Origin of the sequence: Curtobacterium sp. Leaf154 (assembly GCF_001424595.1) — a bacterium.
In the GTDB taxonomy this organism is placed as follows: domain Bacteria; phylum Actinomycetota; class Actinomycetes; order Actinomycetales; family Microbacteriaceae; genus Curtobacterium; species Curtobacterium poinsettiae.
In genome coordinates this window covers 187,474-201,166 of record NZ_LMOS01000004.1, presented here as the reverse complement: position 1 = coordinate 201,166, position 13,693 = coordinate 187,474, and the positions used below count along the sequence as shown (strand labels likewise).

General features: G+C 70.5%; 13 protein-coding genes. 4 read left to right on the top strand and 9 right to left on the bottom strand.

Annotated elements, in window-relative coordinates:
* Positions 1 to 54: 54 nt before the first annotated feature.
* Both ASF75_RS07445 and ASF75_RS07440 read right to left on the bottom strand, forming a co-directional pair.
* Positions 55 to 1,053, bottom strand: a complete 999-nt coding sequence (locus ASF75_RS07445) for an ATP-grasp domain-containing protein (RefSeq protein WP_056070203.1) — start codon at positions 1,051 to 1,053, stop codon at positions 55 to 57.
* A gap of 273 nt (positions 1,054 to 1,326) precedes the next feature.
* Complete coding sequence (locus ASF75_RS07440; RefSeq protein ID WP_042541222.1) at positions 1,327 to 2,169, bottom strand: helix-turn-helix transcriptional regulator; 843 nt, start codon at positions 2,167 to 2,169, stop codon at positions 1,327 to 1,329.
* A 101-nt stretch (positions 2,170 to 2,270) separates the two neighbouring features.
* Here ASF75_RS07440 and ASF75_RS07435 point away from each other — a divergent pair, with 101 nt between their 5' ends.
* The gene (locus tag ASF75_RS07435; protein WP_056070200.1) at positions 2,271 to 3,011 is read left to right on the top strand and encodes an SDR family oxidoreductase; all 741 of its coding nucleotides are present in this window, start codon (positions 2,271 to 2,273) and stop codon (positions 3,009 to 3,011) included.
* Positions 3,012 to 3,098: 87 nt separating this feature from the next.
* Here ASF75_RS07435 and ASF75_RS07430 read toward each other — a convergent pair whose 3' ends face one another.
* The 6 genes from ASF75_RS07430 to rsmI form a co-directional block, all read right to left on the bottom strand.
* The gene (locus ASF75_RS07430) at positions 3,099 to 3,623 is read right to left on the bottom strand and encodes a type II toxin-antitoxin system VapC family toxin (RefSeq protein ID WP_056070198.1); all 525 of its coding nucleotides are present in this window, start codon (positions 3,621 to 3,623) and stop codon (positions 3,099 to 3,101) included.
* A 2-nt stretch (positions 3,624 to 3,625) separates the two neighbouring features.
* Positions 3,626 to 3,826 (bottom strand): hypothetical protein, encoded by a 201-nt coding sequence (locus ASF75_RS07425; protein ID WP_042541216.1) that lies wholly within the window; start codon positions 3,824 to 3,826, stop codon positions 3,626 to 3,628.
* Between the two features lie 88 nt (positions 3,827 to 3,914).
* Positions 3,915 to 4,766, bottom strand: coding sequence for a 16S rRNA (adenine(1518)-N(6)/adenine(1519)-N(6))-dimethyltransferase RsmA (gene rsmA / locus ASF75_RS07420; protein ID WP_056070193.1), 852 nt, complete (start codon positions 4,764 to 4,766; stop codon positions 3,915 to 3,917).
* Positions 4,767 to 4,768: 2 nt separating this feature from the next.
* Positions 4,769 to 5,701, bottom strand: coding sequence for a TatD family hydrolase (locus ASF75_RS07415; protein WP_017886955.1), 933 nt, complete (start codon positions 5,699 to 5,701; stop codon positions 4,769 to 4,771).
* Positions 5,698 to 7,266 (bottom strand): methionine--tRNA ligase, encoded by a 1,569-nt coding sequence (metG, locus tag ASF75_RS07410; RefSeq protein ID WP_056070190.1) that lies wholly within the window; start codon positions 7,264 to 7,266, stop codon positions 5,698 to 5,700. The genes ASF75_RS07415 and metG overlap by 4 nt, the downstream gene beginning before the upstream one ends.
* 134 nt (positions 7,267 to 7,400) lie before the next feature.
* Complete coding sequence (gene rsmI / locus ASF75_RS07405) at positions 7,401 to 8,222, bottom strand: 16S rRNA (cytidine(1402)-2'-O)-methyltransferase (protein ID WP_056070187.1); 822 nt, start codon at positions 8,220 to 8,222, stop codon at positions 7,401 to 7,403.
* A gap of 132 nt (positions 8,223 to 8,354) precedes the next feature.
* On the opposite strand from rsmI, the gene ASF75_RS07400 reads away from it, so the two are divergent.
* A complete protein-coding gene (locus ASF75_RS07400; RefSeq protein ID WP_056070184.1) occupies positions 8,355 to 9,986 on the top strand; it encodes a dolichyl-phosphate-mannose--protein mannosyltransferase in 1,632 nt (543 codons plus the stop codon).
* Positions 9,987 to 10,098: 112 nt separating this feature from the next.
* Here the strand turns inward: ASF75_RS07400 and ASF75_RS07395 are convergent, their stop codons facing one another.
* Complete coding sequence (locus tag ASF75_RS07395) at positions 10,099 to 10,761, bottom strand: TetR/AcrR family transcriptional regulator (RefSeq protein ID WP_017886959.1); 663 nt, start codon at positions 10,759 to 10,761, stop codon at positions 10,099 to 10,101.
* A gap of 170 nt (positions 10,762 to 10,931) precedes the next feature.
* On the opposite strand from ASF75_RS07395, the gene ASF75_RS07390 reads away from it, so the two are divergent.
* Positions 10,932 to 12,473, top strand: coding sequence for an MFS transporter (locus ASF75_RS07390; protein WP_017886960.1), 1,542 nt, complete (start codon positions 10,932 to 10,934; stop codon positions 12,471 to 12,473).
* A gap of 273 nt (positions 12,474 to 12,746) precedes the next feature.
* Positions 12,747 to 13,607 (top strand): sulfurtransferase, encoded by an 861-nt coding sequence (locus ASF75_RS07385; protein WP_159556077.1) that lies wholly within the window; start codon positions 12,747 to 12,749, stop codon positions 13,605 to 13,607.
* The last annotated feature ends 86 nt before the right edge of the window (positions 13,608 to 13,693 follow it).

Sequence of the window (13,693 nt, the reverse complement as noted above, 5' to 3'; positions counted from 1 at the left end):
GGGAGGCCCGTGGCGGGCCCGCCACGGGCCTCCAGTCCGGTGGTCCTTGCGGTCTCAGGCCGTGAGCTCTGCCGCGTACTCGGCCGTCAGCAGGCCGCCGAGGTACTCCGCGATGGAACGCGGGCCGGAGGCCGGCGCGGACTCCTCGACAGCAGGGTTGTAGTTCGTGTTCGTGTTGATGTCGTAGACGACGGTGCGGCCGTCCGTGGTCTCCATGAACTCGACGCCCGCGATGGTGATGCGCTGGTCGGCGAGGAACGTGCGGAGTTGCTGGACCAGCGGGTGGCCAGCGGTGATCTCGGTCCGGACGGCGAACGCCGGGGGCGCACCGGCGGTCTCGGTACCGGGCACGTCGCAGACGGCGCCGGCGATGACCTGGGGCACCTCGCACGCGTCGGCGGGGCACAGTTCGAAGCTGCCGGCGCTGGTGTCGACGCGGACGGCGTAGACGAACTCGCCGCCGACGAACTCGACGCGGGTGATGAAGGGTTCGCGCGCCGTCAGGTACTCCTGCAGCAGCGTGATGCCGTCGACCGGGGCCTCGAACTCGGGGCTGTCGACGTAGGCGTCGAACTCGGCGAGCGAGTCGAAGCGCCGCACGCCCAGGCCCTTGCCGCCCTGGTTGTGCTTCGTGATGAACGGGACGTCCTGGCCGTTCGTGAAGTCCTTCGCCGCCTGCTTGAGCGTCGTCGTGCCGAACACGGCGGTGGTGCGGGGCACGTCGAAGCCGGCCTGCTGCAGGAGGCCGTGCTGGGCGACCTTCGACACCTCGAGCTCGAGCACGTGACTGCCGCCGACGACATGGCGACCCGCTCGCTCGAGCCACCCGAGGACGGCGCGGGTGTACTCCTTGCTGTGCTCGTGGCCGCGGGTGTGGGAGCTCGCGGACATGCGGCTCCAGTACACGCCGGGTGCCGGCTCGGCCGCGAGGTCGATCTGCCCCTCGGTCAGCAGGATCTCCTCGACCGGGACGCCCTCGGCCTCGAAGGCGGCGGCGAGCGGCGGGAACCACTCGGGGTTCTCGTGGATGACGTACACGCGCGGAGTGCTCACGCCCCCACCCTAGGCACGGTATACCGCACGCGGCCAAGTGTGTGACGCGGCGTTGCTTCTCGGTGGCGGGGCGGGGCGGGGCGGGTCGGGCGGGGCGGGCGGGCGGGGCGGGTCGCACGGTGCGCGCTTGTCCGGTCGGTGCGAGGTTGGTCGCTCGGTGGCGGACTGTAGGGCGGCACCAAGCGGTCGACGATGCACGGGCTCACCAACCTCGCACCGTGCGGGGTCGACCAAACTCGCACGAGCCGAGCGAACGCGCACCGTGCGAGGTCGTCAGCCGGCGAAGGTCTGCTGTCCGACGACCCCGAGGAGCTCGAGCTTCTGCGCGTCCTCTGATCCTGGAGGCGCGGTGAACAACAGCAGTGCCTGCGCCTGGTCGTCGGTGTGCAGCACCTGGCAGTCAACGGTGATGCGCCCGAGCTCCGGCTGCACGATGGTCTTGTTGTCCGACCAGCGGGTGGCCACCTCGTGCTTGGCCCAGAGGTCGCGGAACTCGGGGCTGCGCGTCTGCAACTCGGCGACGAGTTCGGTCGCCCGACGATCGCCCGGGCCCGCGAGCCCCACCGCCGCCCGCAGCGACGCCACCACGACCCGGGCCAGTCGCTCGTGTTGCTCCGGCGCGTACTTCGCGAGCTCGTTCCCGGTCACGAACCACCGCCACGCCTGGTAGCGCTCGTTGCCGGGCAGGCTGACGGACGACCCGAGCAGTGCCGCCGCGAGCCGGTTCTCGACCAGGGTCTCGCCCAGATGGCTGACGACGATCGCCGGGGTGTCCTCGAGCCGGTCGAGCACCCGCAGGATCGCCGGGTCGACGTGGTCGGCGCGGTGCATCCGGGTCGGGGCGTTCTGCCCGGCCAGGTGGAACAGGTGGTCGCGCTCGTCGAGGCTGCACCGCAGGGCGCGGGCGATCGCGGCGATCATCTGCTCGGACGGCTGCGGGCCACGCTGCTGCTCGAGTCGCGTGTAGTAGTCCACGGACATGCCGGCGAGGGCAGCGACCTCTTCACGGCGGAGCCCCGGAGTCCTGCGTCGCGGGCCCTGCCCGAGGCCGACGTCCTCGGGGCGCAGCAGCTCGCGGCGACGGCGGAGGAAGTCGGCGAGTGCGGCACGGTCCATGGGTCGATCATGGTCCGGTTCGTGGCGAGGTGCCAGGGATCGCCGATCCCCCGATGACCGCGCTCTGGTTGTGACCCCGTCCGCGGAGCATCGTGGTGGTCATGGACATCACGAACTCCACCGTCTTCATCCCCGGCGCGACCTCGGGCATCGGTCTCGCGCTCGCCCAGCGCCTGCAGGCCGCCGGCAGCACCGTCGTCATCGGCGGCCGTCGCCAGGCTCTCCTCGACTCCCTCGCCGCCGAGCACGGCTTCGGCACCGTGCAGATCGACGTCGCCGATGCGTCGTCGATCGAAGGCGCTGCCACCTCGGTGCTCGAGGCCTACCCGTCGCTCGATGCCCTGATCACCATGTCGGGGATCATGCGCGACGAAGACCTCCGCGACCCCGGGCACATCCACGATGCCCTCGAACTCGTCCAGACGAACCTGGTCGGCACGATCCGGCTCATCGACGCGTTCCTGCCGCACCTGCTCGCCCAGCCCTCGGCCACCCTGATGACCGTGACGTCCGGTCTCGCGTTCGTCCCGCTCACCGCGTCGCCGACGTACAGCGCGACGAAGGCCGGTGTGCACGCCTACACGCAGGCCCTGCGCCAGCAGCTCGTCGGTTCGTCGCTCGAGGTGCTCGAGCTCGCCCCGCCGGCCGTCATGACCGACCTGATGGGCGGCGCCGACTTCGGTGGGATGCCGCTCGACGCCTTCGCCGACGAGGTCATGGCGCTCATCGAGTCCGGTGCTGCACCGGAGATCCTGGTGCAGAACGTGCACCCGCTGCGCTTCGCCGAGCGGAACGGCAACCACCAGCAGATCCTCGAGATGATGGCGTCCCGCGAGCACTGACCCGGGTGCCTCGAATGGTGCGAGGTTCTGTGGTCGGTGCGAGCCACTTCGGCTCGCACCGGACCACGGAACCTCGCACCATCGCGGTCAGCTGGTACGCAGGCGTCGCGCCAACTGAGCGCCCTCGACGTCGATCATCAGCGGGAGGCGTGCCCGGTCCACCACACCGAACGAAGGATCGACGGTCACGAAGCCGTCGACCTCCCAGTGCTCAGCCGTGGCAACATGCACGGCACCTGCAGCGGTCAGGCCGAACTCTTCCATCAGGCCGGGGACGTCATCGGCGACCGCGTCGACACTGGCCCAGTGCATCTGGGTCGAACTCAGCAGGTCCCGCCAGGCCGATTTGTGCTGACGTGCCGCCCGCGGTCCCTTGCGATGCGCTGATTCGAAGATCTCGAACTCGGCGAACCCGCTGTACACGATGCTCGTGTCGGCCAGGTCGAGGTGATCCCAGAACGCCGCAGCTCGGGCATGTTGTGGCTCCGCACGGTGGAGAACGCACTCGATGAAACTCGTCTCCACGAGGACCGCGGCGGGTCGGCCGGAGCATCTGTGGAACTCCAGGACCCGGTGCTCGTCGAAGTCATCGGAACCGAGCGACTCGAACACGGTCAGGGCACCCGGCGCAGACGCTCGATCGGCTCGACGCGGCAGTCCGGATCGATCGCCTCGATCGCACGCCGCCGACGCTCGCGGCGCTCTTCGAACGTGCCCTCAGGCCGAGGCGTCCGTGCGAACAACGCTCGGCGCTCGGCTGCTGTGGACGGGCTCGGCACCCGGCGGGGCGAGAGGGGCGACTCGGTGGATCCCATGATGCCTCCTTGGTTGATGCGATCAACCGTAGGAGCACCGACCGGACACCCCGAAACATTCCGTATTTCGCTCGCGGGGAGGGACGGACTACTCCGCAGCCGCCAGGACCGTCCGCCCGAGCCGCACGAAGTCGTCCACACCGATCGCCTCGCCCCGGGCGGTCGGGTCGATGCCCGCCGCCGTCAGCACCTCGGACGCGTGCGCACTACCGCCGAGCACCCCGGACAGGCTCTGCCGCAGCATCTTGCGCCGCTGCTGGAACGCGGCGTCCACCAGCGTGAACACCCGCGACCGCAGACGCTCGTCACCCGGGGGCTCGTGCCGGTCGAAGGCCACCAGGACGCTGTCGACGTTCGGCACCGGCCAGAAGACCTGCCGGCTGACGAGCCCGGCGGTGCTCCACGACCCGTACCAGGCGGCCTTGACGCTCGGCGAACCGTAGACCTTGCTGCCGGGGCCGGCGGCGAGCCGGTACCCGACCTCGGCCTGCACCATCACGAGCGACCGCTCGATCGACGGGAAGGTCGCGAGCAGGTGCAGCAGCACGGGCACCGAGATGTTGTACGGCAGGTTCGCGACGAGGTGCGTCGGCTCGACGTCGAGGTCCGTGGCGGCGACGGTCATGGCGTCCTGCTGCACGACCGTCAGTCTGGCGTGGGGCTGCATCGACGACACCGTCGACGGCAGTTTGGAGGCCAGGCGCTTGTCGATCTCGACCGCGGTGACGGGGGCGCCGGTCTCGGTCAACCCGAGTGTCAGCGACCCGAGCCCCGGGCCGATCTCGAGCACCTGCGCCGACGGGGTGACGCCGGCGACGGACACGATGCGCCGCACGGTGTTGGCGTCGTGCACGAAGTTCTGGCCGAGCTTCTTCGTCGGGGTGACGTCGAGTTCGGCCGCGAGTTCCCGGATCTCTGCCGGGCCGAGCAGGGCACCCACGACTACTCGTCCACCGTCACGGGCTCGGCGTCCCACGCACCGTAGACGAGCTCGGTGTTCGAGGCGATCTGGGCCGCGAGCATCGAGGCATCGGTGCCCAGGGTGTCTGCCATCGACCGCAGGGTGAGCGGGATGAGGTACGGCGCGTTCGGACGACCACGGAACGGGGTGGGCGTCAGGAACGGCGCGTCGGTCTCGACCATGATCAGGTGCCGCGGGGCAACGACCAGGGCTTCACGCAACAGTGCGGCGTTCTTGAACGTCACGGTGCCGGCGAAGGACATGTACCAGCCGCGCTCGGCGCAGAGCCGGGCCAGGTCCGGTCCGCCGGAGAAGCAGTGGAAGACGGTGCGTTCCGGGGCACCCACGCGGTCGAGGACCTCGACCACGGCGTCGTGCGCATCGCGGTCGTGGATCGTCAGCGCGAGGTCGTGCTCCTTCGCGATGCGGATGTGCTCCTCGAACGAACGGACCTGGGCGTCGCGACCGTCCTCGCCGGTGCGGAAGAAGTCGAGGCCGGTCTCACCGATCGCCCGGACCCGCGGCAGCGCGGCGAGCCGTTCGATGCCGGCGAGGTGCTCGTCGAGCAGCCCCTGTTCCTGCAGTACGGGCGCTTCGTTCGGGTGCAGCGCGACGGCCGCCAGGACCCGGGGCTCCCGAGCGGCGATCGACGCGGACCACTCCGAGGTGGCGAGGTCCGTGCCGACCTGCACGACACCGCGGACGCCGACGCTGGAAGCACGGTCGAGGTGCTCGCGGTACTCGAGCGGACCGTCACCCCCGTCGCCGACACCGTCGGCGATCTCCATGTGGGTGTGGTTGTCGTACACCGGCACGACGAGCGCCTGGGGAAGCGGCGGGTACGTCAGGTCGCGCTTCGAGGCCCCGGACGCCCCGTCACTGCGGGACCGGACGTGCGACTCGGCGTCGGTCACTCGGAGACCTGCTCGATCCGGGGGAACAGCCCGCTCTCCAGTGGCACCACGTGCGACGCACCCTGCCACTCGTACGCGCGGTCGACCCGCTGCTCGGCGACGGACCCGCCGGCGCCGATCGAGGCCCAGAGCTTCTCGGTCGCCTTCGGCATGACCGGGGACAGCAGGACGGTGACGGTGCCGAGGCCGCGGAGCGCGGTGGTCAGGACCGTGCCGAGGCGCTCGCGCTCGGCGTCGTCCTTCGCCAGGGCCCAGGGCGCCTGCTCGGTGATGTACCCGTTCAGGGCGTCGACGAGCTCCCAGACGCTGGCGATCGCCTCGTGCGGGGCGAAGGCGGCGATCGCGGCGTCGGCACGCTCGGTGACCGACACGGCCAGGGCATCGATCGCCCGGTCGGACTCGGTCAGCGCACCGCGCGCCGGGACCTCGCCGTCGAAGTACTTCTGCAGCATCGCGACCAGCCGGGACGCCAGGTTGCCGTAGCCGTTCGCGAGTTCGGCCTGGTAGCGCGCCGAGATGTCTTCCCAGCTGAAGTTGCCGTCCTGCCCGAAGGTGATGGCGCGCAGGAAGTAGTAGCGGAACGCGTCGGACCCGAACGTGTCGGTGATCTCGGACGGTGCGATGCCGGTCAGCTTCGACTTGGACATCTTCTCGCCGCCGACGAGCAGCCAGCCGTGGCCGAAGACGCGCTCCGGCACGGGCAGCCCCGCGGCCATGAGCATCGCCGGCCAGATGACGGCGTGGAACCGGGCGATGTCCTTGCCGACGATGTGCACGCTCGGCCAGAGGCGCTGGAAGGCCTCGTCGTCGTCGGTGCCGTAGCCGAGCGCCGTGACGTAGTTGAGCAGGGCGTCGAACCACACGTACAGCACGTGGTCGCTGTCCCAGGGGATCGTGATGCCCCAGTCGAAGCTGGAGCGCGAGATCGACAGGTCGCGCAGCCCCTGCTTGACGAACGAGATGATCTCGTTGCGGACGCTCTCGGGCTGGATGAACAGCGGGTTCGACTCGTACAGGTCGAGCAGGCGCTGCTCGAAGTCGGACATCCGGAAGAAGTAGTTGCGCTCGGCCAGGACCTCGACCGGGATCGAGTGGATCGCACAGACCTGCTGGCCCTCGTACGCACCGGTGCCGGCCACCAGGTCGCTCGGCTGCTTGTACTCTTCGCAACCCACGCAGTAGAAGCCCTCGAACTCACCGGCGTAGATGAAGCCGTCGTCGTAGAGCTTCTGCAGGAACGCCGTCACGCCACGCTCGTGGCGCTCGTCGGTGGTGCGGATGAAGTCGTCGTTCGCCACGTCGACCGTGTCGAGCAGTGGCTTCCAGGCGTCGTTGACCAGGCGGTCGGCCCATTCCTTGGGCGAGACGTCGTTCGCCGAGGCGGTGCGCAGGATCTTCTGCCCGTGCTCGTCGGTGCCGGTGAGCAGCCAGGTGTCGTCACCACGCTGCCGGTGCCAGCGCGCGAGGAAGTCCGCGGCGACCTCGGTGTAGGCGTGCCCGATGTGGGGCACGTCGTTCACGTAGAAGATCGGCGTGGTGATGCTGAACGAGGACCCGGCGGACATGCGGACCATCCTACGGGCGCTCCGAACGCTGATGACGCGTGCTGCGGTGGACTGTGGAGAACCGGGTCCGGGAGGCCCGTGGCGGGCCCGCCCCGCGCCTCCAGACCGGCGGACGCGAACGTGACGAGCCCCGCTCAGCGCGCCGCGAGCGCCCCTTCGTACAGGTCGCGCTTCGACAGCCCGGTCGCGTCCGCGACCGCCGCGGCGGCCTCCTTCATGCGCATGCCGGCGGCCACCCGCTCGAGCACCAGGCGCACCCCGTCGTCGAGCGTTGCCTCTTCGGTGGCCTCGGCGGCCCCGGCGACGACGATGCAGATCTCGCCCCGCACGCCCTCGGACGCCCACGTGACGAGTTCGTCGAGCGGCCCGCGGCGGACCTCTTCGTAGAGCTTGGTGAGCTCACGGCAGACCGCGGCGCGGCGGTCGCCCCCGAACCCGATCGCCATGTCGGCCAGGGTCTCGGCCAGCCGGTGCGGCGACTCGAAGAACACCATGGTCCGCTGCTCCCCTGCCAGCGCCTGGAAGACGCGGCGGCGTTCCCCGGCCTTGCGGGTCGGGAACCCCTCGAACGTGAAGCGGTCCGTCGGCAGCCCGGACACGGCGAGCGCCATCAGCACGGCCGACGGCCCGGGCAGCGCGGTGACGGTGACCCCGGCTGCGGCTGCGGCCTCGACGAGCGGGAAGCCCGGGTCGCTGATCGCGGGCATGCCGGCGTCGGTGAGGACGACGACGTCCTCGTCACGGGCGAGCTCGACGACCTCGGACGCCTTCGCCCGTTCGTTGTGCTCGTGCAGGGCGATGAGCCGCGGACGGTTCTCGATGCCCAGGGCGCGCATCAGGTGGATGGCGGTCCTGGTGTCCTCCGCCGCGACGACCGTGGCGTTGGAGAGGGTCTCGACGAGACGGCGCGAGGCGTCCCCGAGGTTGCCGATGGGGGTTGCTGCGAGGACGATCACGCACCCATTGTCCCCCGCACGGCGACGCCGGCGCGGCCCGGCGCAGCCACACCGGCGTCGTCCAGCGCGGCCGCGCGGCGCGTGCACGCCCGTCGCAGCGGGGACAGAGGTCGATCCGTAGGATGCTCAGCGATGACCAGCGAGCTGACCGACGACCGCACGGCCGTGCCCGACGGGCCGATCGGCTCGCGCCTGGACGACTGGTGGGGGCGGGTGCTCTCCACGTCGCAGCGGGTCGCCGTGTGGCGGTGGACGGGTCCGCTCGCCGTGACGCTCCTCGCCGCCGTGCTGCGGCTGGTGAACCTCGGCAACCCGCACTCGCTCGTGTTCGACGAGACGTACTACGTCAAGGACGGCTGGTCGATCGTGCACCTGGGGTACGAGGGCACCTGGCCCGCGAACCCGAGCGGTGACGGCGCCCCGACGACCGACGACCGGTTCGTCCGCGGCGAGACGGACGTCTTCACGAGTGCCGCTGAGTTCATCGCGCACCCGCCGCTCGGCAAGTACCTGATCGGCCTCGGGATGCTGCTGTTCGGGGCGGACAACTCGTTCGGTTGGCGCTTCACGGTGGCCGTGCTCGGCATCGCGACGGTGTTCCTCACCGCGGTGATCGCCCGGTCGCTGTTCCGCTCGACGATGATCGGCACGCTCGCCGGCTTCCTGCTCGCGATCGACGGGCAGGCCATCGTGATGTCGCGGGTGACGCTGCTCGACGGCATCCTGACGTTCTTCGTGATCCTGGGCTTCGGCGCGCTGTTGCTCGACCGGCGGCACAGCCAACGACGGCTCGACGCGTGGGTCGCCGACCGCGCCGCCGCCGGCCGGACCACCCTGTGGGGGCCGGTGCTCTGGTGGCGACCGTGGTTGTTCGCGATGGGCCTGGCCCTCGGGCTGGCGGCGGCGACGAAGTGGTCGGGGATGTACTTCCTGGCGTTCTTCGCCGTGTACTCGGTGCTGAGCGACTTGATGATGCGCCGCCGGGCCGGGGTGGAGTTCTGGTCGTCGAGCGCGCTGCTGCAGCAGGCACCGGTGTCGTTCCTGCTGACCGTGCCGATCGCCGCGGTGACCTACGTGGCGTCGTGGACCGGATGGTTCGTGTCGAAGGACGGCTGGGACCGCAACTGGCTGTCGTCGGGCGGCGAACGGTGGACGGGGCTCCTCGCCTGGGTGCCGGACAGCCTGCAGAACTGGTGGCACTACCAGTCGGAGATCTACGCCTTCAACATCGGGCTGCACACCCCGCACTCGTACCAGGCGAACCCGCTGCTCTGGCTCGTGATGCAGCGCCCCACGTCGATGTTCTACGTCGGCACGGACGCCGGGCAGGACGGCTGCTGGGCGGACCGCTGCGGCGAGGCGATCACCGGCATCGCGAACCCGTTCATCTGGTACGCCTCGGTCATCGCGACGGTGGCGCTGCTCGTGCTCTGGGTCCTGCGCCGGAAGTGGGAGTACGGCTTCGTCCTGCTCGGCGTCGGGGCGGGGTACCTGCCCTGGCTGATGTACGTCGACCGGACGGTGTTCCAGTTCTACACGATCGCCTTCGAGCCCTACATGGTGATGGCGCTGGCCGCCGCGATCGGGTTGGTGCTCGGCAGGCGGAGCGACGAACGGTCACGCCGGTCGCGGGCGATCCTGTGGATCGGCGTGTACCTGGGCGTCGTCGTGCTCGCCTCGGTCTACTGGTACCCGATGTGGACGGCGATGCAGGTGCCGTGGGACTTCGTCCGGTCGCACTACTGGATCCCCAGCTGGCTCTAGCCGGCAGGTCCGGCCGGTCCGGCCGCGCCCGTCGCGGTGGGCGCGCTGGTGGCGACCACCGCCGGTCTGGAGGCCCGTGGCGGCGCCGCCACGGGCCTCCAGACCGCAGTGGTCAGGACTGCGCGTGCAGCGCGCGTTCGATGGACTCGCGGTCGAGCGGGTCGCCGAGCATCGGCGCGGTGTCGTCCGTGCCCGGCAGGACACCCTGGATCAGGAGCTCCGCGTAGCGGCGCCAGGCGTCCGGGTCGTGTTCGCGGGTGGCGTCGGCGACCGCGCCGACCATCGCCGTGAGCATCGGCAGGTCGCGGTAGTCGAAGCCCGTCCGGACGACGCCGGCGGTCTCGGCACGGCCGATGATCGCGGCGACCTGACGTTCGAGCCGGTCGCGCTCCTGCACGATGGACGGGCGGGCCTTGCCGGCACGGACGATGGCGTCGGCGAGGGCACGGTCGCGGGCGCGGAACGCGAAGACGCCCATCAGGTAGACCCGGAGTGCCTCACGCGGGTCGGACACGTCCGCGGCGCGCGCTGCGGCGTCGTTCATGGCCTCGAACTTGGTGGCGAGCAGCGCCTCGATCAGGGAGTCCTTGTCGGCGAACCGGCGGTAGACGGTGCCGACGCCGACACCGGCCTCGTGCGCGATGTCGTTCAGCGTGACGGAGAGTCCGCGTTCCGCGAAGCACTTGCGTGCCGTCTGCAGGATCAGCTCGCGGTTGCGCGCAGCGTCGGCGCGCAGCGGTCGCTCGAGGTCGGACGCGGACTCGGTGGTGCTCACGATCTGACCGTAGTTGCACTTTCTGGGAACAAGTGGATGCCATCCTTCCGTTTCGGTCTACACTGGCCACAAACGGATGCCTCGCATCCGGTTTCGTCACCACCACACCACCGGAGTGCCCGACGGCGCGCACCTCCACCTCACCCTCCAACCTTCTCGAGGAGGCTGCCGTGACGGCAGAACACACCGTGCCGACCCCCACCGGGACAGCACCCACGACTCCGGGCACCACCCCCGCCAAGAGCAACCACCGTTGGATCGCCCTGGCGGTCATCGCCCTCGCACAGCTGATGGTCGTGCTCGACGCGACCATCGTGAACATCGCCCTGCCCTCGGCCCAGGCCGACCTGGACTTCGGCACCGACCAGCGACAGTGGATCGTCACCGCGTACTCGCTGGCCTTCGGTTCGCTGCTGCTGCTCGGCGGGCGCCTCGGCGACCTGTTCGGACGCAAGAACACCTTCATCATCGGGCTCGTCGGCTTCGCCGTCGCCTCGGTGCTCGGTGGCCTGGCCGACTCGTTCGGCCTGCTCGTCGCGGCCCGCGCACTGCAGGGCGTCTTCGGCGCGCTGCTCGCCCCGTCCGCACTCGGCATGCTGACCACCACGTTCCGCGACCCCAAGGAACGTGGCCGCGCGTTCGGCATCTTCGGCTCCATCGCCGGCTCCGGCGCGGCCATCGGCCTGCTGCTCGGCGGCGTGCTGACCGAGTACGCGTCCTGGCGCTGGTGCCTCTACGTCAACGTCGTCTTCGCCGTGCTCGGCGTGATCGGCGCCCTCGTCTTCATGGAGAAGCCGCCGAAGGTCGAGCGTCCGCGCATCGACGTGCTCGGCGTCATCACCATCACGCTCGGTCTGGTCGGCGTCGTCTACGGCTTCTCGAACGCCGAGACGAACGGCTGGGACTCCCCCGTCACGATCGCCATGCTCGCCGGTGGTGTCGTGCTGATCGCCGCGTTCGTGTTCATCGAGACCCGCGTCGCCCACCCGCTGCTGCCCCTGCGCGTCGTGCTCGACCGTGACCGCGGCGGCTCGTTCATCGCGATCGGCCTCGTCGCGATCGGCATGTTCGGCATCTTCCTGTTCCTGACCTACTACCTGGAGCAGACCCTGGGCTTCAGCTCGCTGCAGACCGGTCTCGCGTTCCTGCCGATGCCGCTGTCGATCATGATCTCGGCGACGCAGATCGGTGGCCGCCTGCTGCCGCGCGTCGGGCCGAAGATCCTCATCTTCGCCGGTGGCCTGGTCGCCGCGACCGGACTGCTCCTGCTGCTCCGCACCGACCTGGACAGCTCCTACGCGGGCACCGTCCTGCCGGCGCTGATCGTCATCGGTCTCGGCATGGGCACGATCTTCTCGTCCGCCATGAACACCGCGACCACCGGGGTCGCCCGGGCCGACGCCGGTGTGGCCTCGGCAACCGTCAACACCATGCAGCAGATCGGTGGCTCGATCGGCACGGCCCTGCTGTCGACGATCTTCGCCGACGTGGTGTCGAACAGCCTGTCCGGGCTGTCCGCCGCCCCGACGAAGCTGCAGCAGGCCCAGGCCACGCTCGACGGGTACCACGTGGCGTTCGGCATCTCGGCCGGCGTGCTCGTGCTCGTCGCCCTGGCCGGCGGACTGCTCATCAACCGGCAGTCGGTCCGGCTCGAGCGGCTCGCCCGCGCCGGGTCCGCGACGACCGGGAGCATCCCCGCCGCCGCGCACTGACGCTCGCGCTGCGCTTCGGCCCGCTCCGGTACTGCCGGGGTAGGCCGTTGTGCGGGGGGGGGCTGCGGCGACACCCGTTTCACGACGATCCACCTGTCGAACAACGCGTGCATCGTCGACGGATGCGCACGCACTCGGTGCCCACGCATGTTCCGACAGACCACTCGTCGAACGGCTGGTGCACCGTCGGTCACCGCCCACACACGCACCCCCGGTTGCGCCGTGTGTCCACGACTCTGGCCCACGTCAGGGGTGCGGATTATGGTGGCCCGCATGGCCCCCGTCCTGACCTCACCACTCGTGTCGACGCAGTGGCTCGCAGACCACCTCGGTGCTGACGAGCTCGTCGTGCTCGACGCCTCGGTGCACACGGTCGGGGCCGGGTTCGACACCACCTGGCTGCCCGGACGCGACGCCCACGAACAGCGCGGCCACGTTCCCGGCGCCCGCTTCGCGGACCTGATCGACGCCTTCTCGGCCGCCGACGCCGACGTCCCCTTCACCCGCCCCGGTGCCGAGCGCTTCGAGGCCGCTGCGGGGCAGCTCGGCGTGACGAACACGTCGACCGTGGTCATCTACGACGACAGCGTCGGTGAGTGGTCGGCGCGCCTGTGGTGGATCTTCCGCTCGTTCGGCTTCGACTCGGTCGCGGTGCTCGACGGCGGCTTCACGAAGTGGCGCGACGAAGGCCGGCCGGTCCGCGTGGGTGCACTCCGCGCGCCGGCGGCGCCGTCCGGCCCAGACGCCGGCGCGTTCCTGGCCGGCGAAGAACGCGCGCTCTGGGCCGACCACGACCGCGTGACCCGTGCCGTCTCCGGCGAAGAGCCGGCGTCCCTGGTGTTCGCCGCCTCGTGGGCTGCCCTGGGCGACGACCACCCGCCGATCGTGCCGGGCAGCACCCCGATCACGGCGGACTCGCTGGTGGACCCCGAGACGAACGCGTACCTGCGCGGGGCCGAACTCGAGCGGGCCTTCGCCGCGGTGATCGGCGCCGACGAGATCGTCACCTACTGCGGGGTGGGCAGCGCCGCGTGCGTCGACGCCCTGGCCCTGACGGTGCTCGGGCACGACCGGGTGCAGGTCTACGACGGCTCGCTGGCCGACTGGTGGCGGCACGAGCAACTGGCGTCCTGACCGATCCGATCGCGGAACGACGGCCGCACCTGGCCGGCGGCCGCCGACTGACTGCGGCCGGCTGACTGCCGCCGGCCGACGGCCGC